Raw genomic sequence first — 26,796 nt, 5'->3', positions numbered from 1 at the left:
GTAAACTACCGCGCCATAAATGGCGCGGCGTTTCATGCATGACTTACGCCGCAAACTGAATCAGCTTACTTTGTGCGCCGAAATTCGGCTTTGTAGATAATGTTTTATGCCAATGCTTCTGTTGCGACTGTTCAACATAATGCTTTACAGTTTCTGAATTTACTGCGCCGACAGTTCTGTAAAAATATCCTCCGGACCAGAATTTATCGCCGTAAAGGTCTTTTCTGAACAAATCCCAATGGTTTTTTCTCATCATCCTTGACGAAAAACCTTTGAGCAAATTTGCAATTTTTGAAACACTGAAATTTTTGCACTCTGCTGTAAAAACGTGGCAGTGATCTGGTCCGAATCCCATTGCTGAAATGGTTATTCCGTGCTTTTTTGCCGATGCAAGGAGGTAATCTCTTGTCAGGATTCGTACTGCGTCGTCCGCAAAAATTCCCTTTCGGTATGCAGGTGTAAACTGCAGGTGGTAATTCGCTTCTCCTACGGCATGGCTGCCGCTAATCAGGTCAATTTTCATTTTAGTCACCAAATCTTTTTAAGGGAAAGAAACCTAACAGTAAGCAAGTCTCATCCTTTGCATAGGGCAAGGTTCGTTCCCTGCCCTATTCTTAGGTTTTCTAGAAGAAAAATCTAATGATTCTTGAATTCCGAGCGCTTAGAAGCTGGTGACGCAATTCATCCGCCCGCTAAAGCGGGCAGGGTTCTTGCGGCGCTCGGACTAAACCTATAATACCACCATAAAGTAACTACCATATGGTATCTACAGTATATAAACCTACCCACGACAAATGTCGACGAATAATTATGCTTTCATACACCGTATTTGAAGTAACTCGTAGAAACAATCAAAAATAATGCCCTGATAAAACAAAATACTCGAAATTTATAGCGCTCTATTTCTGCTTTCTATAATGCTTCAGAAACCCAATCACAGCAGGCGCCATTGTGATTACTATTATCGCCATTATCACCATTGTAAAGTTCTGCTTTATTATTGGAATGTTGCCGAAATAATAGCCTGCGGATATAAATAATGCAACCCATACAATTCCGCCAATCACATTATACTCCAGAAAGCGCGAGTAGCTCATCTTCCCTATGCCTGCGACAAACGGCGCAAATGTGCGGATTATCGGAAGAAATCTGGCAAGAATTATTGTCTTTCCGCCATGTTTTTCGTAGAACTGCTGAGTCTTATCAAAATGTTCTTTTTTGATAAACCGCGTCTCCAAAGAATACAGTCTACTACCGGCGTGGCGCCCGATCCAATAATTCATATTGTCTCCAAGTATCGCTGCTATTGAAAGCAAAACTATCAACCAAAACGGATTAAGAGAACCGAGTGCAGCAATTGCCCCTGCAGCAAAAAGAAGAGAATCTCCGGGAAGAAACGGTGTCGCCACAAACCCGGTTTCTAAAAATATGATTAAAAAAAGTATTGCATAGGTGGTGCTTTTATATTCCAGAACTATCTGATTAAGGTATATGTCCAGATGCAAAATAATATTTATGACGCTTGATAATGGTTCCATACTGTGTTAAAGGTAGGGTGCTCTTTATATTCTTTCAGTATTTCTTGAAGACATTCCTTTGAAATAGAAGACTATAAGAGATGAAACGATATAAGACACAGCATATATGATCAAGATGCTAAAAGACAACCCCAAAAGCATACGATCTGAAAACTCAAGAATTCCGAAAAATGAAAATTGCACGCCGCATGCTTCAGGGTTCATGAGTTCCGAAAAAGAAATCATATTACTGCAGACACTCCAATAATATCCTACCGGATTTCCCATGCTTTGTGTAAACGACACCTTGCATGGCGCAAAATACAGAACCAGAAATAAAAGAACAAATGAGAACAATACCTTTTTCCAGTCCGGCGCAAAAACTTCTTTAAAATCAAAAGACATTTAAAACAACCTTATTAAATCTTTCACCGCATCAAGAAGATAATCATTGCGGTTCTTTATTATTTTCATTGTCGCGCCGGTGAGCATGCAATAAGAGATTGCTGCTGCGCGATTCAATATCTGGTGCGCGTCAATATCCTCGCTAGATTCTTCGTCGCGCTTGCGGCTTTCATCAGAGTCGCGCCTGCTTTTAATTTCAGAAGGATCTGCTTCGACAAGAACTATTACATTGGGCTTAATATTTTTCAAAACCCATTCTGGCAGGCCGCAAAGATAACCCAAAGGCGTTTTTATTGTGCAATGCGTATCCACAATTACGTTTTCTCGTCTAGCCATCTGAGCGATTTTTTCAGCAGCCTTTTTCTGGTTTTCAACTTGCTTTTCCTGAGGTAGTTTGCGCATTTCATCCCGGTGCGCAACACCTGAGGTTTCAAACATTACATCGCCGAAATTGACAGACACGGTCTTTTTTCCTTCTCGATTAAGAACTGCGACAGATTCTGTCAGAATGCTTGTTTTCCCGCTTCCCGGAATGCCTGTTAAAATAACTATTTTAGACATAAAGAACACTACGAAATATAATTAGTGCACTTGGTTTTATATACGTTCAAAAAAGCGATTATCTCTTTCTGCCGCCAGAACTATGTTTATTCTGCCACGAATAAGTTCTTAGCTTTGCGGTTTTTCCAAAACCACAGGTTGCGCAGGTTTTCTTTGATGTGTGGTAACTGTGTTTGCCGCATCGCCTGCACATTTTGTGCGGACCGTCCTTGTTCATTTTACCAAATGATGGCTTTCCTTTTGAGAATTTTCTTACTGCTGGAATAAAATCAGTCCTCCATTAATATCATATTTTGGTTTATTAAACAGGTGCGTTGCGAAGCAACGCGCCCAAGTGCTCGAGGTTATGAGGAACCTCGAATCAGTCCTCCAATAAATATTTTAAAAATCACTCCGTAGGGCTTGCAAAAATTATGCTATCTCCACGGACCAAAACCTTGCCGTATTTAGTAGTTTTGTCTTCTTCCGCAACTTCTGCATCGTCAATCCACATATTCAAATGAATATCAAGTGCTCTTAAAATGCCCGAAATCTGGCGGTTGTTTTTAAGCTTCACTATCACACGTTTTCCTTTTGCATTGTCAAGCAGGTCAAGTGGTCTATTGCTCATATCATCACACATTTTAGTATCTTTCATAACTTCATACGGTAAGTATTTAAAGGTTTGTCATCCTCTAATTTAAGCAATAATTGAGAAAAAGTGATTATCCATGGTCATAGTACAGCAAAACTCCAAAAGAAAACCAACCGGCGGAATGCATTCCACCATGAAAAAGATGCGCAAGCATGAAATGGGCGGCGATGCAATAAAAACTACTATTGGTGTAAACAAATTGAAAAAGGCGCGAACAAAAGGCGGAAACATCAAGCTTAAGCTTCGCGCAACTGAATTCGCAAATTTAATCGATCAAATTGCAAAAACAACAAAGAAAGTGAAAATAACTGATGTTCTTGAAAACCACGCAAACCCGCACTTTGTCAGGCAAAAAGTCATAACATGCGGCGCAATAATACAAACAGAATCCGGAAAGGCGCGCGTAACATCAAGGCCGGGACAGGATGGAATTGTTAATGCGGTAAAGGTGGAATAATTTTGTTCAAATATGCGCTTTCGCCATAATGTCTTCGAAAGTTGTTTTTCCAGAGATAATTTCATTAATTATTGCTTTCATTTCTTTAGCCAGCGTAGGATATTTTTTATCCGTATAGATTTCCAGCGTTCTTTTTACAATGTCGCATGTAGTAGGATATCCGGTTTTTATCTCAAAATCTTCCAGTATTTTTGCAGTCTCTTTTCCTAAAGGCGTAATTTCGTAAATAGGCGTTCTAAGAAGATTGTCTTTTGCTGGATGTATTACGACCAGTCCGATAGCCTCCATTTGCATAAGGCGCTTATGTATCTTTCGTTCATCTGCAATATACTTCAGAAATTCGAACTCTGTAATTAACACTGTAGTATCTTCTTGCGCAAAGCGCATCAGAATTGCCTGATAGAGGCTATCTTGCCGTTCTATTGCTGCTTTTGCATATTTTCCTGCAGCCTCTGTAACCTCTGTAACATAAGGCTCAACTTTCACTGATTCGCCCTTACCCGATATATCCAAGCTCTTCCTTCTTTTTCGAAGGCGAAGCGCCAGATGTCGACGCAATTTTCCCCTGCAAACTCTCGATTTTCTCGATAATTTTTTCGATTTCTTTTATCTTTGCATCAAGCTTAGTCATGTCAATTTTTATGCCGAGGTATTTTGTGATGATTTCAAGGACAGACTCAGTTGATTTTGGATCTGAAAGAAGCATTCCTGACGTTTCACCCATAAGGCAAACGCCTTCTATGCCGCGCTGGTTTCCGAGGCTTATCAAAAGACCTGACGCCCCTATAATCTGGCCAATATTGGTGTTCTTAAAAACCACGCCAAGCTTCTCAAAAGAATCCATTATCTTTAAGTCTATTCCCGCTCCTAAAACGCGCGGCTTCTGTTCGGATAAAACTCCGGTAGCAAATCCGCCAAGTGTTATCATTTCCTTTACGCCAAGCTTTACGCATACATCAAGGATTGTGTCAACAATCTGATAATGGCCTTCAGGAGTTATGCTTTGTGCATCTCCGATGAGAATGACTATATCGCGCCCTTTTCCCTTAACGTAATAAAATTCGTTTTTAATCGGTGTTATAACCCCATTTTTTTTCGGATCAAGAAGCACTACAAAAGGAAAATGATGCGAATGAATTTCCGCGAATTTCACTGCCTTAAGCTCATCAAGAAGATAGCCGACGGCATTTCTTCCAATATATCCGATACCTGGAAGCCCTTCGATAAGTATGGGATTTTTCAAGGCAGGCACTTTTTCAGTAAAAATGACTTCAGTCGCTTTTCCACTCATAGAGATCACAAATAATGTTGCTTACGCTAATATATATAGCTATATATGAACCGCAAAAACAACTCCCTAATGCCCGCAGCATCCAGTACATCCTGCACAGTGGCTGTCGGTTTCTGGATTCACTTTCTTCAACGTGCTTTTTGCATTGCATAATGCGCAGACTTTCGGCGCGCTTGTTGCATCTATTTCTGCCATGCATGCAGAACATCTGTAACGTGCCATAATTATCTAAAACAATATTTTTGAAGAAGCTATTTATAGATATGTCTTAAGTAGCCTATCCATACCTTCGTGAAAATTCAACAATATATGGCTGAAAAACGTCATCGGTATTCAAAAAGACTTTCTTGCTTGATACTATGTTGCGATAGCCAGACGATTTAAGCACATCTTCGTTCTTTGGAGACGCCCACAACATTGCAGCAACAAGATAATTCCAAGAATCTGCACGTCCTTTAGCCATATCGGGCATCCACACAGTCCTTCCAGTATATTTATTACCTGCAATAGCTGCCGGAACTGCATCTCTCGCATAGATAGTAAATTTTGCAGAATAACCGTCCGGCGCAATATCCATACGGTATCGTTCAGGACCTATTTTGAGCACGTCATTATCGGCAAACGGCCCTTCTCCAACGCCATTGTAAGTTAAATCGTTATTTAAGTCAACATTCAGGAAAAGAGAGCCTGAAACATTAGTAATTGACGCATTAAAAATCATTGAGAACCGCGTAAAATTGGTAAAGTTTTGAGACAAAATAACAACACGATAAGTGCCTGAACCGGCGGGAAAATTAGTATTGTTATTATGGCCTTCTCCAGCATCATCATACGCCAAGTTTTCGTTTAAATCAATATTCAATTTAAATACACCAAAATTATCCGTAACTGAAATATTATACTCGCGATCAAAAAAAGGCGTTGTTGTACTTGCATAACTGGGTATTCCGGGGGGCAGAGTTGCCGGATTGCCAAGAACTGGAGACCCCGATAGATATATTAAATAGGATTCCGTATGATTGATTCGCCCATATTTGTGATTTCCTGCAAGAAGCGTAGTATTATCTCCAAGCACGGGCAGCTCTGAAAAAGAAATATTAAACGATTCAAAAAGAGACATTGCATTATCATGGTATGAATTTACCTGTTCTGCAACAGCCCAGGAATCTTCATTCGGAATAATCAAAAGCGGGTTGAAAAAATTCGTTAACGTAGCGTTCAAAGACGGCCGCACATCAACATAATTGCCATTTGGATCAATAGATTTTATTACATATTCATGAGATGTTGTATTAATCGAATTCCCAACCACGTACGGCGTCTCATCTTCAGGCGGGTTTGAAAAATTATAATCTATATTCGAATCTACATAAAATGAACTGTAAATTCCGCTGATATTTGCTATGGCAATGCTTATGTCGCCAGAAGTCAGATTAAGGAAACCGACACGAACATTATTTGGCATTGAAATGCCAAAAACATCATATGCTGCTGTAGGTATACTAACCTCTGCGCGTATTGGAATGCCTGAAAAATAATCTTTTATCCTTAGCGGCTCGGAAACCGAACGCACACTTTCTGATAAAATCGCTTCATTACCATTTCCGATAACGCCATAACTTGCATTTACCAGCCCGAACAAATCCTTCTGAGCCAAATTATAATTACTATCAGTCATGTTTACGACCTCAACAATTCCCTTGCCTGAAAGCAAGAAATTCTTCAATTTTGGCAAGTATGATGTGAGGTCTATCGGATCAGTTATCAGAATAACATCATATTGAGAGATATCGCCGGACATATCTGCGACATAATATATAAAACGCGTATTTCTGCCATTTATAGTTACGTTTTGAACATTCTTGAAATAATTAAAAGATGTAATATTAACAAAGTTGATGGATTCTTCATCGCTGTCAATATATTTGATGTAATAGTTATTTGTTCCAATGTTCACATAGCCATCCTCAAAAAAAGGTCCTTCGAATGGAGCGTCATACAGTCCATCATCGTCTAAATCCACATAAACAGCATCGTATACATCATCACCGTCCAAATCTACAAGAACTGTTCGATACCCTAAACCATTTGTTGTATTTTCTATACAGTCTGAACGATATATCGCATCTGGATGCCAACCGTTACTTCTGCACCATCCATTATAGGGTCTTGGAGTCCCGCCTAAAACAATAGTGCTATTGCCGGAACGCCCCAAAAGCCCCACGAGAAGATCTTTAGGCAGAATCCCTCCTTTTATAATAGAAATATCAGATGTCTCAAAAAGGGCGTTTGTTATCTTTGAGAAAACTCTGCTGTCCTGAACAATCAACTCGGAAGCATCAGATTTTTCTATACTGGTTATATATTCCGTTCCTGCCTGTTTCATAGAATTATAAGTCCAATCGTTGATCTGAAGCGGCGGAAACGATGCAGAAGAAAAATAAAAAAACAGCACAATGGCTGCGATTAAGCCCTCAAGTGCATGCATAAATCCCTTCCTTCGGAATCCGAAAAATGAAAGAACCATAAGCTCACCAATAAGTTATCTCCGCCATAGCAACACTCCCATTGTAGATACTATATCTGCGAACAACAGCGTTTGGAGCGAGCGTCGGTACGTTCGGCCCGCAATCAATCATTCTTTTTTGCAATATTACGAATTCACCATCGTAATCTATTTTTGAAACAGAATAGTTTTCTGCCGGAAGCCCTACTTCAACAGTTGCGTTTGACCACTCTCCGACAGTGCGAATTTCGTTAAAATACCTCGATGTGTTTCTGATAGAAATATTATATGCCGCTCTACGAAGCATCACAGTCCCGTTTCGGATACTATTGTTTCCGGTATTCGTAATTCCAAAAAGGATAACATCAAATGTCAAGTGTATATCACTCGAATTCCTGATGTTGAGAATATCTTTGACATACGTGTAATTACCTCTTGAGGTTGCGTTGTTATAGATATAATGAAAACAGTATGAGAAATTTTTCAAAGAGTTAACATCGATTGTGCCGTCCTTTTCGGTTAACCTCATGAATTCGTCGCTTGACCTCCACGCTTCAAGCAGCATGTCATTATCCGTAGATTGCGCAACATACCTTGGAAATATTTGAATCGCAGAATATGCGCTGTAAACAACCGCTACAGTGAAGAGAAAAAAACCTATTATGAAGTCGAATTTTACCTGTGCCTTGCGTTTTATTTTCATATATCATCCCATATTCTAAAAAACATTAAAAAAATATCAAAAATGAGAGAACATCAACAAACAGAAGTATTCCCACATGCTTCAGTCCCGCTATGAGATTTCCTTCCTCGATTTGCCCTGCAATAACTCCGGAACAAATAGCTTGTACTGTAGACATTAAAAAGAAAAGCGTTTTAAAATAAATGCCTTTCTCAGAAAATCCTATGGCTTCGCCAATATTGCACATTGTCGGCATTTCACCGCAGTAATTTGTCGGTTGGCCTATGCTAATGCCACCAACAGGCATTGACGGTGAATCTGCGGTCATATTTCCGGCAGTATTTATTGATGTCATCGGTATTAACACAGCATACAATCCGGCCAAAATCCCGATAAAAAGAATATATATGAAATAGGTAACAAAAACCTGCTCGCTCATTATGCTTCTTCGCTCATCTTCTATCTGTTTTATCTTATTGACGTTTGTCGCAAGCGAACTCATAGTTTCCGCAACATCTCCGCCAGAAGTATATGCTTCATTTATGATAGTAAACGCCTGCTTCATAAGCCGGCTGCCCCCCACACGTATTGAAAGCTGTTTCATAACTTTTGGAAATGGTACGTACCAGCTCAATTGGGCAGCAGATATCCTAATCTCATTAGATAGACTGCCATACTCTGTCTTGGATATGCTTAAAAAAGCCTGTGGAAACATCATTCCGCTTTTTTTAGCTTCAGAAAAGTCCTCGAGAAACGTAGGAAAATGCTCCTCCATCTTTCGGAATTTAGTATATTTTAGATATTCGAACACTGAAATCGGAATGCTTCCGGCAAGTATCGCCATAACAAATAAAAGCAAGCCTGCTTGTGAAGAAATAAAATGCCCAAGAAGAATTGCAAGCACGAAGAATATGGCAAAGGCTATCACTGAAATGCGAATTACGATACCGCGCTTTTTTTCTTCTGATGAAAAATCCATTAAATCCCCTTAACTTCATATCGCATGGGCTGGCGAAATCTGCTTCAATACCGCAATAAACGCAACAGATAATATCGGAAGCAGTATGAATGTTACTGCCAGTTGCAGGTTTATTATTGTCGTTGTGTCGCTTCCAAAACTGCTCATTATGGTTGAAAGCACCATGAAAAATATCGAGCCCACCACAACACCGGTTAAATATATTTCAGTAAGTGTTGAAAGCATTGCAGTAAACCCGCTAAGGCTTCTTTTATACTCTTCCATAGCACTGTTTGCTTTCTCATAAAGCAGGCTTTTCAAATCACCTCCAGTTGTAAGGCTATTAGTTATACCCCAATAGATTTCCCTTAAATGGTTCGAAGGCGTTCGACCTGCCGCATTTTCAAGAGCTTTTGTTACACTCATCCCCGCAATATCAACATCATAAACTATTTTTTTTGCCTCCTCGGAAATCTCCTCATATTCTTTGAACTGTGCAAGCATTTTGAACATTAAAAGAGGCGGGGTTCCGGAGCCGGATATTGTCGTAAGGTAAAACATTGCAAACGGAAGAGATTCATTTATCTTTTTACATCGAGCTTGCACGCGAAGCGAAGGATAAAAATAAAAAAGTGAAAAGATGCCAATTGCGCAAAAAAGCCCGAAAAGAAATCCCGAGATAAGCCCCAACAGGACGGACTTCAAAAGGAGCATCATTATTATCGAAATCAAAGGTACTTGGAAAACAAAAACTATGAGGGAGGTAAATAAAGAAACAGATAAATATTCTATAAGGGATATTCCGATATTTGCCTTTTGTATATCCGGCCTTAAGTCTCTCAACTCATCAACAAGATACTGCCCTACAAAATTCCCCATTACTCTATAGGATATTGAAATATATTTTTCGTTGAAATCTTCAGCCATAATTCGCCCCCGTGTCCCGATTATAGCAGATGGAATAAATGCCATTTCTCAAACATCGATTAATTTCGTTCTGCATTCAAACATTCGGATATCCGAACATTATTGCTCCGAAAGCTCTTCAAGAAGCGCGTCAGGATTCGTGTAAAATGCAGCTATTATCCTTCCGACATCCCTATAATCAGTTATCTTATTTTCCTTGAGCCATTTGATTACCTTTATGCGCTTGTTTATTTCGGCCTTCACCTGCTCCTCAGTTATACCCGTATCAAGAGATATTTTTTTCAAAAGCGCCGAACTCGCATCAGTATCAAACTTATCGGTTTTCGGAAACCATCTAAAAACGCGCAAAGTCTTTATCTCTTTGTCTTTTGTGTCATATTTCTGTATTTCTCTCACTTCCATTATGCGGCGCACATATCTTCCCCGGTACCTTATGTGCTTTACGAAGATAACAAAATCCAGTGTCTCAAGAAGCATTGGAGGCAGATTTATCGGCGGTGTGGTGAGCCTGTCAACCACCTTATCTATCGAATCTGCATGAATTGTGGAAAGTCCTGAGTGTCCGCTCGCCATCTGCTGGAAAAGGACATATGCTTCATCGCCTCGGACTTCTCCGACTATTATGTAATCTGGCCTCTGCCTCAGCGAGCCCTTTAGAAGATCGAACATGCTTACTTCACCGACCATCTTACTGCCCATTCCCAGAACACCCTGCCTTGAAACTTCCGGCACCCAGTGTGTATGCGGCAGTTTAAGTTCCGGCGTATCCTCTATAGTCACGATTTTAAGCGACGGCTTAATGAATAGTGAAAGCGCATTAAGAAGCGACGTTTTTCCTGATGCAGTAGGCCCGGATATCAAGATAGACGCATTGTTCTCTATAGCATACCAAAAATATGCGAGCATCTTCTCATTCAATGTGCCTGATGCAAGAAGATGCATTGGAGTAAGCGGATCTGATGTGAATTTTCTTATGGTGAAATTCGAACCGCGCCGGGCTATATCAGTGCCAAGAGTTGCCTGCACACGGGAGCCTTCAGGAAGCGCGCCTTCAGACAACGGCTCTGAAACCGATATGCTTCTGCCGCATTTTTGTGAAAGGCGCGTCACAAAGTCGTCGAGCTCATCCTTGGTATCAAAAACAACATTCGTCTTAAGCGAACCTATCAACGGGTTTCTATGATAGATGAAAATAGGAATATTAATACCATCACAGCTTATATCCTCTATATTCGGATCGTTCATGAGCGGCTGCAGCCTGCCATAACCCACAAAATCCCGCAATATGTAATATTCATAGAGTGTACGCTTGTCCGCGGACACAAATATCCCGAACTGTATGATTATTGCATCAATCGCTTTTTTCAAATACGATATAGCAGACGCCGTCTGAAGAGAATCGAATGAGACGTCGATTTTTTCTTCAATAACTTGCTTTATCCTCTTTATTTGTATTAAATCGCTTTCCGCAAGCTTTTCTTCATTCACAAAATAAATCAAGCTATTTGCTTCATCAGCCCATTTTACAGATGCCCATGAAAACACTTTTTCGCCCGGTTTGGGATTTAACGGAGAAAGATTATACTGCAAATTAAAGCTCCTCAACTCTTCATCGTTGTAAGGCTTTGAAACATATGATTTTTCTATGTGCGATATGTCAATCGGACGCTGCTCTAAAACATCAGCAGAAACAGCAACAGTTCCGCCGCCGCTTCCAGTTCTTCTTCCTCCGCCAACGTCTCCGCCCATAGGAAGCCGTCCAAGTGCCTCCGTACCTGGTGCATTACCCAAAAAAACATTAATAGGGGGTGCCATTGATTTCAGTCTTTCGTTTTCTTTATAGATTTGAACAAATGTTTTCAATTTTCTAAAACCCTTTGTCAGATCTCTAGGGTACCGCCCCATAGCCGGTACGCTCGTATTTCTGGAAACAGAAGCATTAATTTGTCTATTCGCTGTAACGCCAGAGCCATCTGAATTCGCAGAAAAGGAATACTTTTTTGAAATTGCGGTAATCGCGTTTTTAAGCCTTATTTTTTTAATTAGAAACACCCCTTATACTTATATTTCCGGCATCGTATTGTATCCTAACCTTTTCATAATTGCTTTCAAAAAACCCTCTGAAAGGTGCTGGTGAAGAAACATTTGCTGAAATTTCTGAGCTTATGAGCATGATTTTATCGCCATTTTCATTTCCAGTTATAATATAATCCAAATCGCCGATTTTTCTAGGAAGTGTTAACATAACATAAGATGAACTGGCATTTATCCTAACAAGATTTGTTGAAGATGCGGCAACATAATTAAGCACTTCCATTGATTGAGGTAGACGAATATCCCTTAAAACATTCGATTGCATCACGCTGAAAATCAGAACCACCCCGCCCAATATCGCAACTCCGATAGCAAAAGTCAGCATAGCCCCTATGATTTCGGACGCACCTGTTCTTCGAGCAAACATTCTTCTTGAGTTTTTGGCAATAATATCACCGTTTGTTTATTACGACAACGAAAGCAAAACTTTTGTTGAAATCAGCTTTCCGCCAAGCTTTGACGGTGATGGTGAAACAATCTGAGGATTTCGTCGTATCATTAATTTTACAGTTCCTCCTGATACTTTGTTATTCCCCGCTGCAGTTATATTTGTGATTCTGCCTTCCCGCGTATTAAAATCATCAACTTCTCGAAACACCAAATTATAATACACCATAAACCCGCTATCTCCCAAAACATCTGACTTTGCAAGAAGAACAGCATCTTTGTCAAAACCATACACTGGAATGCTTTTGCTTTGATTTGTGGCAGCAATTCCAAACGTTTCATCCTCGTTAAGAGGCACCCATTCCGTTCTTGCAACGCCTGCTTTTTTAGAAATTATAGTGTATTTTATGGTATTGTCCTCTTCGGATATTTCCAAAGGACCCTGAAGATTCAACGATAACGACTTTTGCCCGCCATTCTGAGCCACATCAGTTATACCATCACTTATCAGTGTCATTAAATATTCCGCCTCCTGTATCTGGCTCGTACTCTGTCCCTTTTGGATCATCGGAACGCCCCACATATAAGCTACAGAAACTGCAGCAACTGTTATGCCTACAATAAGAAGCGCTGAAATCACTTCTGCCTGAGCCTTTCTTTTAGAAGATTTAGTGTTTAAAAACAGCCGCATGACTAATCCCTTTAATGCTATTTATTTACTTTCTCCTACATATAAAGATTATTAAAAAATGAAAACAAAAACAACTTTTAAAAATAAAGACAACCTAGTTTGTTGTGATAACATGAGTCTTGATACCCCTGTGAAGATTGGCCTTGAAACGCACGTACAACTTAACTCAACCACAAAAATGTTCTGCGGATGCAAGAATCCGATACATTTTGAAGCAGCAGTCTTCAAAATTTTGAACTCAAAGAGTTCAAAAGCTTCAAGCGAAAGCAAGATGAGCTTGAAACTCAAGGATAAGGCGTTTCATAATATGAAAGCTGAAGCATTTCCAAATACAATCACCTGCCCTATATGTCTTGGGCTTCCCGGCTCAAAGCCTAATGCAAACAGGCGCGCCTTCGAATTAGCAGCAAAAGTGTCAATTGCGCTTGGATGCGACATTGCAAAAGAAACATACTTCTCAAGAAAGACATACTTTTATCCGGACATGGCAAAAAATTTCCAGATAACACAATACGAAATACCGCTTGCAAAAGATGGGACCGTAGAAATGGAATCCGAAAGCGGCAAAAAACAAATCAGAATACGCAGGATTCATATGGAAGAAGATCCTGCAAAACTTGTGCATGTCGGCGGGCTTGGAGGCGACGGAAAACACGTTCTTATGGACTACAACCGCTCGGGAATTCCTTTAATCGAAATAGTGACCGAACCGGATTTCAAGTCGCCTAAAGAGGCGCGCCTCTACATCAACAAGCTCGCGACGGTTCTTGAATATCTAGGCGTCTATGATTCATCTTCTGAGGCATCAATAAAAACCGATGCAAATATATCAATTGCCGGCGGCGAACGCGTGGAAGTCAAAAACATATCCGGAGCAAAGGAGGTTGAACGCGCGCTCGCATTTGAATACATGCGCCAGAAAAATGTTGTCGCGCGCGGAGGAAAAATCGTACAGGAAACAAGGGCATGGGATGATGTTTCCGGAACAACAAAAGCTCTCAGAAAAAAGGAAACTGAAGAAGAATACGGGTATATTTTCGAGCCTGATCTTCCTAAGCTTGAGGTATCCGAATCATTTAAAAAAAACATTAGCTCACAGATTCCCGAACTTCCCGATGCGAAGAGGAAACGCCTGATCAAGCAATATAAAATCGCTGAGAAAACTGCCGAAAGCATCGTTTCGTCAATTGACCTTGCAAACCTTTTCGAGAGTGCTGCAAAAACCGTAAAAGTAGAAATCGCTGCCGCATGGATATCTGAGAGGCTTATGAAAACGCTCAACTACAACAGCATCACTTGGAAAACTTCCGGCCTGAAACAAGAATGGATTATCGACCTTCTGAAAATGTTTGAGTCGGGAAAATATTCTGATGATGTTGCAGAACGCATACTTTGGAAAATGATTGATGACAGACTGCCTCCGCTTGAGGCAGCAAAAAGGCACGGCCTATCTGAAATAGACCGCTCTTTAAATCTCGAAAAAACAATTTCCGGAATTCTTGCCAAAAATGCAAAGGCTGTTGAAGACTACAAAAACGGCGGAGAAAAATCACTGAACTTCCTTATAGGGCAATTGATGCGTGAAACAAAAGGTGCTGTTGATGCAAAAAACGCGAGGGAAAAAATAATTAAAATGGTTAAAAAATTCCCCCTTTTTGTGAAAACGTAGGCAAAAGCATATAAAGGAATGGGTTAAATCTCGAGTATGATTAAAGATGGGAAAATAGACATAGAAGAAATTCTTAAAGAAAAAAAACATTTCATAGATAAAAGAATAGAAAAATACCTTCCGAGAAAAATAGATTCAAAATCTCTTGAATTTATGATAGGCAAGCCCCGTTATGAATACAGCATTTCGGCAATACAAAATGCCATTGTAAACCCGATATGGGATCTTCTTGACAGAGGTGGAAAACGATGGAGGCCTGCACTTTTTCTGATGATTGCCGAAGCGCTTAATGGCGATATTGAAAAGGTTTCTGATTTTGTAATAATTCCTGAAGTAGTGCATGATGGAACACTGATGGCTGATGATGTTGAAGATTCAAGCGCTCTGCGGCGCGGAAAACCATGCACGCATGTAATTTTTGGAGCAGATATAGCAATAAATGCTGCAGAAGCGATGTACTTCATACCCACTCTCGTCCTTAGGAAAAACAGAAATTTCATCGATGATAAGATACTATTGCGAGCATATGAAATATATCATGAAGATCTGACAAGCCTGACTGTTGCAGGGCAAGCAGTTGACATATATTGGCATCGCGGATTTGAAAATGTTGATGAAATCACTGAAAATAAATATCTTCAGATGTGTGCCGGAAAAACTGGCTCCCTTGCGCGAATGTCTGCAAGGCTTGCTGCCGCTCTTTCCGGAGCAAGCGAAAAGCAGGAATTCCTTCTTGGAAGGTTTGCTGAGACCATCGGAGTGGCATTTCAGATACAGGACGATATACTTAATCTCACTGCCGAAAGCGGCAAAGGCCAATTCATAAAAGAATATATCGGCAGCGATATTACGGAAGGAAAGCGGACGCTAATGATAATACATGCGCTTAAAAAGGCTACGAAAGAGGAAAAGGCGCGGCTTATTGAAATACTGAACATGCACACAAACGACAAAAAACTGATATATGAAGCTATAGCCATCATCAAGAAATATGGCTCTGTCGAATATGCAAAAAATCGGGCAAAAGAAATAGTAAAGGATGCCTGGAAAGATGTGGATTCTGTACTTCCGGAATCAAAATCAAAGGATGTTTTAAGCGCATTTGCGGACTACCTGATTGAACGTGATATATGAATAGTCTGCAAACCGAGAGCGCGAGCGAACGAATTTGCCGATTACCTTATTGAAAGGGATAATACAACAAAACTTATTTATCAACTTTCAGCTCACCCAGAAGCTTTGTGTTCGGCTGAAGAATTGCCTTTCCACCGCTTGGCTTTGAAAGCAATTCACCGCAAACAAGGCATTTGACATCCATTGATGCTTTGCTAAATATCTTCTGTTCATTGTTGCATTTTCCGCATTGTACCTTAAGAAAATTTTGAGCCATTTTCAACATCCTCATTAACATTATTTTGAAAAGCTTGAAAGCACATCCCATGCTCAAGCTTTCATGATATGAATCACATTTATTTCTTTTCCTCTGCTTTAGGCGCTTCAGCTTTCTTCTCATCGTCGCTCAATCGCGAATCCGCTGTTTTGCCGCGCTTTCGCTCCTCCTCAACCATTGTTTCTGCTTTCTTTTCTTCAACTTTGGAAGATTCGGTTTTAACTTCAGCTTTAACAACATCCACCTTCGGAGATTCGGTTTTCTTTTCGTCCTTCTTTTTAGGAGCTTCTTTCTTTTTTTTCTCAAGCTCAAGTTTCACGCCTTCAAGCTCAATCCAGACTTTTGTGCTCTTTTTGCCTTTAACATCAATTTCCTGCGGAACTGCCTGGACTTTAACTTTTCTCGGCGGGAATTTGATTCCGCGCGCCCAAATCGCTTCATTCAGCTGAGTTCCAACACACACATTCTTCGGGTCTGCCTTCATGTGTCTTTCTGCAAATTTCTGGATAAGCGCAACTGCTTTCTTTGCCCTTCTCTTGTAAGGACTTTTCCATGCATCCGTTAATGGTATCGTATATAATCTTGGTGTTTTTACAGTGGTCATAGGAATCATCCTTTAAACTTGCAGTTTAGCACCCTTCTTCCAGGTTCTGCTTCTGAAACGCTTAAGCGAACTGAATCGCGCCTTCTTCATACCGTATATTTTTATATCGACCCATCTTGGCGCAGGCGAGGCAGTTCTATCTGCTTTCGCAAGTTTCATTTTTTTACCATGAGTTTTTGTTTTTGACATATAATCACATTTCATTATTTCAATCCAAAAGTATCACATATGTTTTTTATTTGCTGATTGCTCTCTTTTATCAGATCATATATTTGAACTGTAACCGTTTTGGAACCATATTTTTCTTTGGAAAATAACGGTTTTTCAGCCCAACAATAGCTTCCATCCCTTTCAAGACCTACCGTTTCTTCATGGGGTTCTGCGCCAATTGAGGTGCCAAAAACTGCTCGATATCCTTTAGGGGTTTTCAATCGATTTAATAATTCTTTACTTGCGAAGTCATCAATATCTTCTAAGCTTTTTAACTCGTGAAAACGCTTATCCGAATATGCAACTCTTATGAGCATCAACTCACCTATCGTCGAATAATCTTCGTCTCCTTCTTCTGCACCAGCTTGTCTAAAATCGCGCGCAATTCATCATCAATCAGCGGCTTTCTTATCTGCCCCGCCTGAAAAAGCTGGACGAGATAAAGCTCGATTTGCATCGCAAAATCCGGCTTTGCTGCGCGAATATTGGATATGCGCTGGCGCGCTTCAGGAGACAATATTTGCGGCATTATCATTTTCAGCTGCGATTGTAATTCAGCCGCTTGCTGCTGCATCGCCATTTGAGCACCCATCTGCTGGTTTTGCATTGCGGTATATTCCTGCATGCGCCGCTTCCTTAATTCTTCAAGTTCGTCCGGCATAAATATCATGAAAATCTAAACTAATGTCCGATTTTCAAGCTTTTTATTGCAATATATTATATACATCAATCTTGCAGTAAAAATGAAATAAGGAAAGATAAATCTATTGTGCAGCTTTCTCTTCTTGTTTCGGAAGGTTCTTTGCCACCTTGTCAAGAAACTTCTGACCTGTTGCAGTTATCTGGCGGCCTTTCTTACTCTTTTTGACAAATTTTGCCGCTTCAAGCTGCTGAAGGATTTTCCGGATTATGTTTCCTGATGCCTGCACTTTCTTTTCCGGCTTGTATCCGCGGTTTTTTCGACCGCCGTAAGCTTTCCTAAGCCTTGACACGCCCGCATTCTGAATCGCAACGCGCCTAAGCAAAGCAGCTGCCCTGACATACCACCAATCTGGGTTGTCCGGCACGCGCTCATTGTGGGAGCCTGTCTTAACAAAAGGAACCCATACAGGAGGCGTTATGCCCTCTGTTTTTTTGAGCTCTTGGGCTGTTGAAATTATCAGTTCTCTTGAATCAACGTCTTTTACACTCATAAATATTCACGGTTGTGCATTAAACACTCTATGATTATTGAGTGGAAGCTTTTTAAAGCTTAGGGCTTTAAAAGCTTCGAACGAAATAAGATGAGTTTAAACTTAAATTTAGTTCAAAGAATTAGATAAGTGTTTTGGTTTCTCAAAAAATCGCGCGGCTTTTGCAAAACGAGGAACTCTTGATAGCACTCTTAATTCTCTTAGCATCCGCTCTGAACGCGTAATCATCTTTGCGCCCTTAATATCCTTTGCAGCAGTTGCAGCTTCCTTCTCTATGCCCTCTGCAATATGCAGCGTCTGCTGGCTTTCTCTCACAACCTCCGATGCCAGGATAAATTCATCCACCAGCCGGAACATCATGTAAAACGGCATCACTGCAATAATATCAATCCAATTCTTTTTCAAAAATTTCGGAAAATTCTGCGCGCGCCGATACTTAAATAAGAGATCGATTACAAACAGCGAAATTATGATTTCGTCAATAAGCCCTATCTGAAAAGCATACTGTTCCGCCATTTCTGCATAAAACATATCAATTGATGTTATTACAATAAGAGCCACAAGAAGATATGGAATCGCCGCGTCTATTGCATGCTCTATTTTATGCAGCATGCGGCTGTCTTTTTTATGATTCATGCAAGTCATACGAATTATTGTTTTTTACGAATATATATTCTTGACAGTTTTTTCCTAAACTTGCGCGATTTAATCGTTTTATAGTTTTCCGGCAAAGTATTTCTATGGACCTGAAAACCTCACTATCTGCAAAATTAAGCGAAACAGAGCTTAATCTGCTTCCGCGCGCATTTGAAGTTGTCGGCGACATCGCGATACTTGAATTGCCGGATGAGCTTATTTCTAAGAAAAAGGCAATAGCTAACGCAGTTTTTGATGTTCAGAAAAATGTCAAAGTAGTTCTTAATAAAGTCGGGGAAGTTGAAGGTATTTTTAGGATCCCAAAAATGGAAATCGTTGCAAAAAGAGCCCGTGAGTTTGAAGGCATCCCAAAAAAGTTCATGCCAAAAGCATTCACAGAAACAGTGCACCGCGAAAGCGGATGCAGATATAAAGTCGATGTAAGCAAAGCGTATTTTTCGGCAAGGCTTTCGGGCGAGCGCGAGCGCATAGCATCGCAGGTAAAAAGCCGCGAAAGGATTCTCTGCCTTTTTGCAGGCGTAGGGCCGTTTGCAATACTCCCGGCAAAGCGCAAGAACGTCAAAATCGTTGCAATAGAAATAAATCCAGATGCTGTCGAATACATACGCGAAAATATTGAGATGAACAAAATCGCAGAAAAGATCGAGGTACTGCTTGGCGATGTTGCAGAAGTTTTGCCAAAAATCAAAGGAAAATTCAATCGCATCATCATGCCAGCCCCGAAAAACGCCGCTGATTTTCTGGAACTTGCGCTGACAAAAGCAAAAAAAGGCGCGATAATTCATCTGTATACATTCGCGCCTGTTGAGGTAATTGGCGCGCTTGGAGAAAAAATAAAAGCGCGTTGCATTACAGCAGGAAAAAACGTGGATATTCTCCAAGTGCGCAAAGCCGGAGAAATCGGGGCGTATAACTTTCGGGTTGCAGTGGAGATTAAAGTTTTGAATTAAACTTTATAATCTATTCAACTAATTATATTCTATGCTCTACCGCGCGCTTGCCGAAACATATCAAAAACTCGAAGCTACGACGCTGAAGCTTGAAAAGGCGCGCATCCTATCCGATTTTCTCCAAAATTCGCCTGCTGAAGAGCTTGACAACGTCTGCTATCTTGCGCTAGGCAGGATTTATCCCGGCTGGAGCGAAACAGAGCTTGGCATCGCATCACTTCTTATGGTCAAAACTCTTTCAAAAACTTATGGCGTAAATCCGAAAAAAATCGAAGAAGAGTGGAAAAAAACAGGAGATCTCGGAACTGTCGCAGAAAATCTCACAGAAACAAAAAAGCAAGCCGCACTCTTCAAAAGGCATCTTTCGCTTAATGACGTTTTCGAAAACCTGAGAAAATTACCATCGCATGAAGGTTCTGGTTCGCAGGAAAAAAAACGCATGCTAATCTCTGAACTTTTCTCTTCCGCATCACCTCTTGAAGCAAAATATCTCGCGCGAACAATAATCGGAAACCTGCGAATCGGCGTTGCAGAAGGCATACTGCGGGACGCTATTGCAGAGGCATTCTTTGCTACGGCGTATTCAAAAGCGCAGCTGCTCCTGAAAACCGACGGCGCAAGAGAGTTTGAACGGCTCTTCAAAATTGAAGGCAAACGATTCGTAATTGAGGATACGATCGCAAAATACTTCGAAGAAGATGATGAAAGCGGCGAAGTAAAAAAACGGTTTGAAATTTTCAAAGAAAAAAATACGGTGCGCATTGCAACATGCAAAGAAATAGACACAATCGCAAAAGAAGAAACGTTCTGGAAAAAATCAAAAAGCATAGGCGCGGATTTCATATTCGCCGAAAGCGACGAGATTACGAAAGCAATAAACGAAAAAATATACTCTGCAGTCGATGAAGCAATTGAATTGTCAAACGATTTCGGCCTTGTTGCAAAATGCGCAAGCGAAGAAGGCGATGCGGGATTCAAATCAATAACTCTTGAGCTTGGGCACCCGATAAAAGTAATGCTCGCACAAAAATCAACAGGGATTGACGATGCGCTCGAGACTGTAGGAACTCCATGCGCGATAGAATATAAGTACGACGGATTCCGCATGCAGATACATAAAAAGGGCGATGATGTAGAGATTTTCACGCGCAGGCTTGAGAATGTCACAAGGCAGTTTCCTGAAATCCGGGACGCTGTGAAAAAAGGCATAAGAGCGGACACATGCATTATCGAAGGCGAGGCTGTAGGCTTTGACCCGAAAACAAAAAAATACAAAGCATTCCAGGAAATCTCGCGCAGGATAAAGCGGAAATACGAAATAGGAAAGACCGCAGAAGAGATTCCGATTATACTAAATCTTTTTGATATATTATATCTTGACGGAAAATCGCTGATAAAAGCTGAATTCGCCGACCGGCGCAGAAAGCTCGAAGTGATTGTACGTGAAATGCCGATGCGCCTGGTGCTTGCAGAACAGCTTCTTACTGCGTCGAAAACATCGGCAGAAGAGTTTTACAAAAAATCCCTTGAAGCCGGAAACGAAGGTATAATGTTCAAGAATATCAGCGCACCTTACAAGCCCGGCTCGCGAGTCGGCCACATGATAAAGCTTAAGCCCACAATGGAATCGCTGGACCTGACAATTGTCGGAGGCGAATGGGGTGAAGGAAAGCGGGCGAACTGGGTTTCAAGCTTCATCCTTGCATGCATTGACCGCGACACTGGAGACTTTGTTGGAATCGGTAGGATGGGAACCGGAATAAAAGAAAAAACAATAGAAGGCTTGAGCTTTTCCGAGCTTACAGAAATGCTTCGCGAGCACATCATAAAAGAGGAGGGAAAAACTGTGATGGTTGAGCCTTCGATTGTTGTAGAAGTCGCGTATGAAGAGATACAGAAATCGCCGACATACAGCTCGGGCTATGCATTGCGGTTTCCAAGACTTCTAAGATTAAGAGTGGATCGCGCGCCGCAGGAAATTGACGATTTGACGCGAGTTGAAGATCTATATAATAAACAAAGAGGACGAAAACAATGATCTCTATATTATCAATCGGCTCAAACAAGATGTTCAAACCGCAGGAAATAGAATATCTTTCGCGCATCAACAGATTTATTCGCACAGAAGTTACCGAGATAAAAGAAGACAAATCCGAGCGCGTAGAAGAAGTCATCCGCAAAGAAGGCGTTGCACTTCTAGCAAGAATCAAGGAAAAGAAATTCTTTGCGCTTGACCCAAAAGGCGCTTCACTCACAACAGAAAGTTTCGCGCAACTGATTCGCGGCAGGAATGACTTAATTTCCAACCATTCACAAACGGATTTGGGTTGGAAAGCTTCGAGTGGAGCGAAGCAAAACGAGATGATTTTCGTCATCGGCGGAGCAAACGGGCTTTCTGAAGAAGTAAAGAGACGCGCGGAAAAAACAATTTCGCTCTCTGCAATGATCTTCACGCATGAAATCGCGCGCATCCTGATTCTTGAGCAGATTTATCGGACTTTGACAATTGAGAAGGGAATGAAATACCATAAATAGATATTTAAGTTTTTACTATACTTAAGTAATTATGGGTGCACAAAAAACAGTAGATAGTATTACTAAGTTTCTAAATGATGTATTTTATAGCACGGCCATAAAACCGACAACTAAAAGCCCCGACTATGACGATAATCATCTCGGACTTTCAACAGCAACATTCAATATGAACAATGTATTCGGCATTTCCAAGATAGTGGCTTTTTATTGTTCTCAAGAAGGTAAAACGCCCGTTCCTTCTGTATATGTTTGCCATATTATAACTACGGATGTTAGTGAAATCAAAGAAAAATATCCCGAAATATTTTCTGCGCCTTCGGTAGCCGCATATCTGGAAGATGGTGTGGATAAGAAAAGTATCGGCAATAAGGTTTTTTTTGATAAGCAAGTTCCTGAGCGAGTTACTTGTAACACTTTCAATTTAGAAGACGTTGACAACCAGTTCAATTTAAAAAACTTTGACAATGCGCTATCTGGTGTTCTGGAGCTCATGGATGCGATTAAAGACAAACACATCAAAAAATTGACTGAAGATGAATAACTATGTAATGCTGGAACTCCATAGCTAAAAAGTCTTTAAACAGCCACAAACCCCAATAAAACCTCAAAACAAACCTTTATAAAGCTTTCTATAGATATTCAGTTTGCGCACCAAATATTCAACATGCTTATAAATCTTTCGGTGCGCAGTGTGTGATTCTAATGGCAGCCGAAATACCGAAAGCAAAATGTCCCGAATGCAACGGCACAAGTTTCTCAAAAGACGAACATCGGGGAGAACTTATCTGCAACAAATGCGGAATGGTAATTGAAGAAAATGAAATAGATCAATCACCCGAATGGCGCGCATTCGACACAGACCAGCAGTCCAAAAGAACAAGAACAGGCGCCCCGCTTACATTCACAAAGCACGACAAAGGAATATCCACTGAAATCGGAAAAGGTGTCGGCGAGCTTTACAAAGTGTCTGTCAAAAAACGCGCACAGTACTACCGCCTAAGAAAGTGGAACAAACGCCTTACAAAATCAAAGGACAGAAACTTATCATATTCTTTATCAGAACTTGCAAGGCAAGTATCATACCTCGGCTTGCCGAAATCAGTCCATGAGGAAGTTGGCAGGCTTTATGAAAAAGCAGTAACAAAAGGCCTTGTCCGCGGTCGATCGATGGAATCAATAATTACGGCTCTTATTTACGCGGTTGCCCGAGAAAAACGCAGTCCAAGAACGCTTTCAGAACTTGCGGCAGCTTCAGGAATAGAGAAGCGCGAAATAGGAAGGGCTTACAGATACGTAGCACGCGAGCTCAACATTAGGATTTTGCCGGCGTTGGCGGAAGAATATATTCCACGATTCTCATCATTGCTCGGCCTTTCAGGCCCAGTGCAGGCGCTTTCAAAGGATATACTAAAAAGCGCGGTTGATGAAGAAGTCACATCAGGAAAAGGCCCGACAGGAATCGCGGCAGCTGCTCTTTATATTGCGGCAGTGCTTAAGGGCGAGAGGCGCACACAGCGCGATATCGCAGACGTTGTTGGCGTGACAGAAGTCACAATAAGAAACCGCTACAAAGACATTGTCAGAAAGCTTGGAATCGAGGAAGAAGTCGAGCGCAAGGCAGCAGAAGTCGAGAAGATATATGCTGACAAGAAAGAGAAGTAATTCGGTTTCTTTTCTTTCTTTCCAAGAAAGAATAGACAAATCCGGGTGGCTGAAAAATCTTCGATTTTTCGCATCTCCAACACTTCGTGTTGAAGATAGAAAAGAAAGAAGGAGCGACTTGCGCTTCGCGCAAGTCACATGTTTTAAAATGAGTTGATTATATGCCTATCGAAAAAACACTGATTTTGCTAAAACCCGATGCAGTACAGCGCGCAATAGCTGGCGAAATAGTTTCGCGCTTTGAAAAAAAGGGCTTGAAAATCGTTGGAATGAAGCTCATAAACGTCTCAAAAGAACTTGCGCATACGCATTATTCCGAACATAAAGAAAAGCCGTTCTTTCCAGGGCTTGTTGATTTCATAACCGCAGGGCCTACTCTTTCACTTGTTGTTGAAGGCGACAACGCAATAGCAGTCATCAGAAGGCTGGTCGGCGCAACAAACCCGCAGAACGCAGATCCAGGCACAATAAGGCACGATTTCGGCATGGTCACCGGAAGAAACTTAATTCATGCTTCTGATTCTGCAGCGAGCGCAACTCGCGAAATTGCGCTTTTCTTCAAAAAAGATGAGATAATAGAGTACGAGCTCGTGCATGAAAAATGGGTGTATGAGTGAGGCTATAGCCCTCACACGCTCACGCCGATCACACCTGTGGTGTGGTCACCTGACCGCAAAACCTTTATATACTTTCGCGCGCAGAATATAACAGTGTTTTATAACGATGTTATAACGCGAACACAATGCTTAAAAACATATAAAATGAGGATGATGAAAATGAACAGGGATCTTCGGTGCAACAGATAATGAATTTCTTCTATTAACTGACAAACTTAAAAAACAAAATGTTGAGCTGGCAAATATTTCTGATTTAAAGCCCCATGAGCAATTTTGTAAAATGAGGCTAAAGCAGGTTCGGGAAAGCATATTATCCGAAGGCCTGAAACACCCAATAGTCGTAGACCGCGCGACAAAAATAATTCTTGACGGGCATCACCGATACAATACTTTAAAATCCCTGAAAATAGAAAAAGTGCCTGTTTTTTATGTAAATTACTTTGACGACCGAATTATTATTGATTCATGGAATGGCGCGAAGCTGACAAAAAAAGATGTGGTGGAAAAAGTCAATTCAGGCGGGCTGTTTCCTAAAAAGACAACAAAGCATATGATTCAGACAGAAACCGGGCTTGTGCACATATCAATAATTATGCCGACAATAAATCTGGATATTTTAAAAATAAATTTGGATGGATAAAAATGGAAAATATACAAATTGGTGAAATACGTGCAGACGATAAGTATTTTATATTAAGCTTCGGACCGTTAAAAGACAAATACGTTTTAAACTTTTGCGGAACATATTACACAATTTATGATGAAATCACACATTTCAGAGGAATTGAACACTACATAGGTTCGGGTTGCGGCGGCGCCAAAAAAGCAATAGAAATTATAATGCCTAAATTTCAGTATGAAACCGAAATCGAATTTATCAATAACATCCTCTCAAAATTTGAATGCGAAACAAAGCTATTTGTTTCTTTTGAAGAGTAATGATATAAAAAAATACTATTTGACTAAGGCGATAAAATGCAAACGTTAAACAATATTTTGGAATTAATCGGAAAAACGCCGCTTGTTAGAATCAACAAGCTTGCGCCAAAGAATGGTGCAACCGTCTACGCAAAGCTCGAAGGCCAGAACCCCGGAGGCTCTGTAAAAGACAGGATGGCGCTATACATCATAGAAAACGCCGAAGCAGCCGGAAAACTGGACAAAAGCAAAATAATTCTTGAAGCAACATCCGGAAATACAGGTATAGCGCTTGCAATGATTGCTGCAGTAAAGGGCCATAAACTGGCGCTCACTATGCCTGAATCAGTATCTATCGAACGCAGAAAAATCATCAAAGCATATGGCGCAGAACTCATACTTTCGCCCGCAGCACAGGGAACTGGCGGCGCAGTAGAGCTGAAAAAGAAGCTTCTGGTAGAAACCCCGGACAAATACGTAGCCCTTGACCAATTCAGCGATCCGTCAAACATACTTGCGCATTATCAGACAACCGGGCGCGAGATTCTCGAAGACACTGAAGGAAAAATCGACACGTTTGTCGCAAGCGTAGGAACTGCCGGAACCGGCGTCGGCGTTGCAATGCGCCTGAAAGAATACAACCAAAATATACGCACAGTCGGCGTTATGCCAATGCTTGGCGTTCCTATCCAAGGCCTCCGAAACCCGAAAGAGATGAATCCTACGCAACTTTTCAGGCGCGAGTGGTTTGACGAAGTCATCGAGCTTGATAAAGCTGGCGCAGAAGCAGGTTTTGAAACCGCGCGCAAGCTTGCAAGCGAAGAAGGCATTTTTGTAGGAATGAGCTCGGGAGCTGCGATGAAAGTCGCGCTTGATGAGGCAAAAAAACTCGGTAAAGGCAAAACCGTAGTTGTAATAATTCCGGACCGGGGAGACAAATATCTCAGTACAGATTTATTCACATGCAAAGAACTTTTTAATTGTGATGAAAAGTGCGATGATAAAAAGGAGTGCAAGTAATAAAAAGCGCGAAAAACATACAAAGTTCGTATAATTAATTCATTCAAAGAAAACGTGTGCGTCCAAGTCACTCAGTAGCGTCTGTTAATGAAGTTAATTCCAAATACACGCCTTCATTTAAGGCTCTGTCCCAAAATACGGTTGATAAAGTATAATTGGCAGTAAATGCATAATATCATTGGGAGATAAAAATGCAATACTGCCAATATTGTAATGGCTTTGGTTGTTTAATAAATTTTGGATGGAGATTAACGAAAAATC

35 protein-coding genes are annotated in these 26,796 nt (G+C 40.9%); 12 read left to right on the top strand and 23 right to left on the bottom strand.

Annotated features, from left to right (window positions below):
• Positions 1 to 43: 43 nt before the first annotated feature.
• The 6 genes from tnpA to KKB09_04275 all read right to left on the bottom strand — a co-directional run bounded on the left by tnpA (position 44) and on the right by KKB09_04275 (position 3,093).
• Positions 44 to 523 (bottom strand): IS200/IS605 family transposase, encoded by a 480-nt coding sequence (gene tnpA / locus KKB09_04300; protein MBU4300416.1) that lies wholly within the window; start codon positions 521 to 523, stop codon positions 44 to 46.
• A gap of 376 nt (positions 524 to 899) precedes the next feature.
• The gene (locus tag KKB09_04295) at positions 900 to 1,538 is read right to left on the bottom strand and encodes a DedA family protein (GenBank protein ID MBU4300415.1); all 639 of its coding nucleotides are present in this window, start codon (positions 1,536 to 1,538) and stop codon (positions 900 to 902) included.
• A gap of 24 nt (positions 1,539 to 1,562) precedes the next feature.
• Positions 1,563 to 1,922, bottom strand: a complete 360-nt coding sequence (locus tag KKB09_04290; GenBank protein ID MBU4300414.1) for a hypothetical protein — start codon at positions 1,920 to 1,922, stop codon at positions 1,563 to 1,565.
• Positions 1,923 to 2,483 carry an adenylate kinase gene (locus tag KKB09_04285; GenBank protein MBU4300413.1) on the bottom strand — a complete coding sequence of 187 codons (561 nt, stop codon included), beginning with the start codon at positions 2,481 to 2,483 and terminating at the stop codon, positions 1,923 to 1,925.
• Positions 2,484 to 2,541: 58 nt separating this feature from the next.
• Positions 2,542 to 2,700 (bottom strand): 50S ribosomal protein L37e, encoded by a 159-nt coding sequence (gene rpl37e / locus KKB09_04280; protein MBU4300412.1) that lies wholly within the window; start codon positions 2,698 to 2,700, stop codon positions 2,542 to 2,544.
• Positions 2,701 to 2,871: 171 nt separating this feature from the next.
• Complete coding sequence (locus KKB09_04275) at positions 2,872 to 3,093, bottom strand: small nuclear ribonucleoprotein (protein ID MBU4300411.1); 222 nt, start codon at positions 3,091 to 3,093, stop codon at positions 2,872 to 2,874.
• Positions 3,094 to 3,193: 100 nt separating this feature from the next.
• Between KKB09_04275 and KKB09_04270 the strand changes: the two genes are divergently transcribed.
• A complete protein-coding gene (locus KKB09_04270; protein ID MBU4300410.1) occupies positions 3,194 to 3,574 on the top strand; it encodes a 30S ribosomal protein S8e in 381 nt (126 codons plus the stop codon).
• Positions 3,575 to 3,580: 6 nt separating this feature from the next.
• On the opposite strand, the gene KKB09_04265 is transcribed toward KKB09_04270, so the two are convergent.
• The 10 genes from KKB09_04265 to KKB09_04220 form a co-directional block, all read right to left on the bottom strand.
• Positions 3,581 to 4,060, bottom strand: a complete 480-nt coding sequence (locus tag KKB09_04265; GenBank protein ID MBU4300409.1) for a hypothetical protein — start codon at positions 4,058 to 4,060, stop codon at positions 3,581 to 3,583.
• A 10-nt stretch (positions 4,061 to 4,070) separates the two neighbouring features.
• Positions 4,071 to 4,865: a proteasome assembly chaperone family protein gene (locus tag KKB09_04260; protein MBU4300408.1), complete on the bottom strand. Its 795-nt coding sequence runs from the start codon at positions 4,863 to 4,865 to the stop codon at positions 4,071 to 4,073.
• Between the two features lie 66 nt (positions 4,866 to 4,931).
• Complete coding sequence (locus tag KKB09_04255; GenBank protein MBU4300407.1) at positions 4,932 to 5,087, bottom strand: hypothetical protein; 156 nt, start codon at positions 5,085 to 5,087, stop codon at positions 4,932 to 4,934.
• A gap of 55 nt (positions 5,088 to 5,142) precedes the next feature.
• Entirely contained in the window at positions 5,143 to 7,392 is a 2,250-nt protein-coding gene (locus KKB09_04250; protein MBU4300406.1) for a hypothetical protein, read from the bottom strand.
• A 4-nt stretch (positions 7,393 to 7,396) separates the two neighbouring features.
• Positions 7,397 to 8,074 (bottom strand): hypothetical protein, encoded by a 678-nt coding sequence (locus KKB09_04245; protein ID MBU4300405.1) that lies wholly within the window; start codon positions 8,072 to 8,074, stop codon positions 7,397 to 7,399.
• Between the two features lie 25 nt (positions 8,075 to 8,099).
• The gene (locus KKB09_04240) at positions 8,100 to 9,032 is read right to left on the bottom strand and encodes a type II secretion system F family protein (protein ID MBU4300404.1); all 933 of its coding nucleotides are present in this window, start codon (positions 9,030 to 9,032) and stop codon (positions 8,100 to 8,102) included.
• Positions 9,033 to 9,047: 15 nt separating this feature from the next.
• On the bottom strand, positions 9,048 to 9,938 hold the full coding sequence (locus KKB09_04235; protein ID MBU4300403.1) for a type II secretion system F family protein: 891 nt from the start codon (positions 9,936 to 9,938) through the stop codon (positions 9,048 to 9,050).
• Between the two features lie 99 nt (positions 9,939 to 10,037).
• The gene (locus KKB09_04230) at positions 10,038 to 11,687 is read right to left on the bottom strand and encodes a type II/IV secretion system ATPase subunit (protein MBU4300402.1); all 1,650 of its coding nucleotides are present in this window, start codon (positions 11,685 to 11,687) and stop codon (positions 10,038 to 10,040) included.
• 289 nt (positions 11,688 to 11,976) lie between these two features.
• Positions 11,977 to 12,399 carry a hypothetical protein gene (locus KKB09_04225; protein MBU4300401.1) on the bottom strand — a complete coding sequence of 141 codons (423 nt, stop codon included), beginning with the start codon at positions 12,397 to 12,399 and terminating at the stop codon, positions 11,977 to 11,979.
• 39 nt (positions 12,400 to 12,438) lie between these two features.
• Positions 12,439 to 13,110, bottom strand: coding sequence for a hypothetical protein (locus KKB09_04220; protein ID MBU4300400.1), 672 nt, complete (start codon positions 13,108 to 13,110; stop codon positions 12,439 to 12,441).
• A 58-nt stretch (positions 13,111 to 13,168) separates the two neighbouring features.
• Between KKB09_04220 and gatB the strand changes: the two genes are divergently transcribed.
• Entirely contained in the window at positions 13,169 to 14,779 is a 1,611-nt protein-coding gene (gene gatB / locus KKB09_04215) for an Asp-tRNA(Asn)/Glu-tRNA(Gln) amidotransferase subunit GatB (protein MBU4300399.1), read from the top strand.
• A 36-nt stretch (positions 14,780 to 14,815) separates the two neighbouring features.
• Positions 14,816 to 15,913: a polyprenyl synthetase family protein gene (locus KKB09_04210; GenBank protein ID MBU4300398.1), complete on the top strand. Its 1,098-nt coding sequence runs from the start codon at positions 14,816 to 14,818 to the stop codon at positions 15,911 to 15,913.
• 73 nt (positions 15,914 to 15,986) lie between these two features.
• Here the strand turns inward: KKB09_04210 and KKB09_04205 are convergent, their stop codons facing one another.
• The 7 genes from KKB09_04205 to KKB09_04175 form a co-directional block, all read right to left on the bottom strand.
• A complete protein-coding gene (locus KKB09_04205) occupies positions 15,987 to 16,169 on the bottom strand; it encodes a 30S ribosomal protein S27e (GenBank protein ID MBU4300397.1) in 183 nt (60 codons plus the stop codon).
• Positions 16,170 to 16,248: 79 nt separating this feature from the next.
• On the bottom strand, positions 16,249 to 16,773 hold the full coding sequence (locus KKB09_04200) for a 50S ribosomal protein L31e (GenBank protein MBU4300396.1): 525 nt from the start codon (positions 16,771 to 16,773) through the stop codon (positions 16,249 to 16,251).
• Between the two features lie 12 nt (positions 16,774 to 16,785).
• Positions 16,786 to 16,962, bottom strand: a complete 177-nt coding sequence (gene rpl39e / locus KKB09_04195) for a 50S ribosomal protein L39e (GenBank protein MBU4300395.1) — start codon at positions 16,960 to 16,962, stop codon at positions 16,786 to 16,788.
• Positions 16,963 to 16,976: 14 nt separating this feature from the next.
• Positions 16,977 to 17,300: a hypothetical protein gene (locus KKB09_04190; protein MBU4300394.1), complete on the bottom strand. Its 324-nt coding sequence runs from the start codon at positions 17,298 to 17,300 to the stop codon at positions 16,977 to 16,979.
• Between the two features lie 8 nt (positions 17,301 to 17,308).
• Complete coding sequence (locus KKB09_04185; protein ID MBU4300393.1) at positions 17,309 to 17,644, bottom strand: DNA-binding protein; 336 nt, start codon at positions 17,642 to 17,644, stop codon at positions 17,309 to 17,311.
• Positions 17,645 to 17,747: 103 nt separating this feature from the next.
• Entirely contained in the window at positions 17,748 to 18,176 is a 429-nt protein-coding gene (locus tag KKB09_04180; protein MBU4300392.1) for a 30S ribosomal protein S19e, read from the bottom strand.
• Positions 18,177 to 18,284: 108 nt separating this feature from the next.
• Positions 18,285 to 18,821, bottom strand: coding sequence for an ion transporter (locus tag KKB09_04175; protein MBU4300391.1), 537 nt, complete (start codon positions 18,819 to 18,821; stop codon positions 18,285 to 18,287).
• A gap of 95 nt (positions 18,822 to 18,916) precedes the next feature.
• Between KKB09_04175 and KKB09_04170 the strand changes: the two genes are divergently transcribed.
• The 9 genes from KKB09_04170 (at position 18,917) to KKB09_04130 (ending at position 26,535) form a co-directional block, all read left to right on the top strand.
• A complete protein-coding gene (locus tag KKB09_04170) occupies positions 18,917 to 19,783 on the top strand; it encodes a class I SAM-dependent methyltransferase family protein (GenBank protein MBU4300390.1) in 867 nt (288 codons plus the stop codon).
• Positions 19,784 to 19,814: 31 nt separating this feature from the next.
• Positions 19,815 to 21,821: an ATP-dependent DNA ligase gene (locus KKB09_04165; GenBank protein MBU4300389.1), complete on the top strand. Its 2,007-nt coding sequence runs from the start codon at positions 19,815 to 19,817 to the stop codon at positions 21,819 to 21,821.
• Positions 21,818 to 22,318, top strand: a complete 501-nt coding sequence (locus tag KKB09_04160) for a 23S rRNA (pseudouridine(1915)-N(3))-methyltransferase RlmH (protein ID MBU4300388.1) — start codon at positions 21,818 to 21,820, stop codon at positions 22,316 to 22,318. Before KKB09_04165 ends, KKB09_04160 begins: the two co-directional genes overlap by 4 nt.
• A 31-nt stretch (positions 22,319 to 22,349) precedes the next feature.
• Complete coding sequence (locus tag KKB09_04155; GenBank protein MBU4300387.1) at positions 22,350 to 22,859, top strand: hypothetical protein; 510 nt, start codon at positions 22,350 to 22,352, stop codon at positions 22,857 to 22,859.
• A gap of 161 nt (positions 22,860 to 23,020) precedes the next feature.
• Positions 23,021 to 23,980: a transcription initiation factor IIB gene (locus tag KKB09_04150; GenBank protein MBU4300386.1), complete on the top strand. Its 960-nt coding sequence runs from the start codon at positions 23,021 to 23,023 to the stop codon at positions 23,978 to 23,980.
• Between the two features lie 161 nt (positions 23,981 to 24,141).
• On the top strand, positions 24,142 to 24,597 hold the full coding sequence (gene ndk / locus KKB09_04145; GenBank protein MBU4300385.1) for a nucleoside-diphosphate kinase: 456 nt from the start codon (positions 24,142 to 24,144) through the stop codon (positions 24,595 to 24,597).
• A 280-nt stretch (positions 24,598 to 24,877) separates the two neighbouring features.
• On the top strand, positions 24,878 to 25,237 hold the full coding sequence (locus KKB09_04140; protein ID MBU4300384.1) for a ParB N-terminal domain-containing protein: 360 nt from the start codon (positions 24,878 to 24,880) through the stop codon (positions 25,235 to 25,237).
• A 2-nt stretch (positions 25,238 to 25,239) separates the two neighbouring features.
• Positions 25,240 to 25,536, top strand: a complete 297-nt coding sequence (locus KKB09_04135; GenBank protein ID MBU4300383.1) for a hypothetical protein — start codon at positions 25,240 to 25,242, stop codon at positions 25,534 to 25,536.
• A 36-nt stretch (positions 25,537 to 25,572) separates the two neighbouring features.
• Positions 25,573 to 26,535: a PLP-dependent cysteine synthase family protein gene (locus tag KKB09_04130; GenBank protein MBU4300382.1), complete on the top strand. Its 963-nt coding sequence runs from the start codon at positions 25,573 to 25,575 to the stop codon at positions 26,533 to 26,535.
• Positions 26,536 to 26,796 lie beyond the last annotated feature (261 nt).

Source organism: Nanoarchaeota archaeon (assembly GCA_018897155.1).
In the GTDB taxonomy this organism is placed as follows: Archaea; EX4484-52; EX4484-52; order EX4484-52; family LFW-46; genus LFW-46.
The sequence above is the reverse complement of the archived record's forward strand: the minus strand, read 5'-3'. Positions and strand labels throughout refer to the sequence as shown.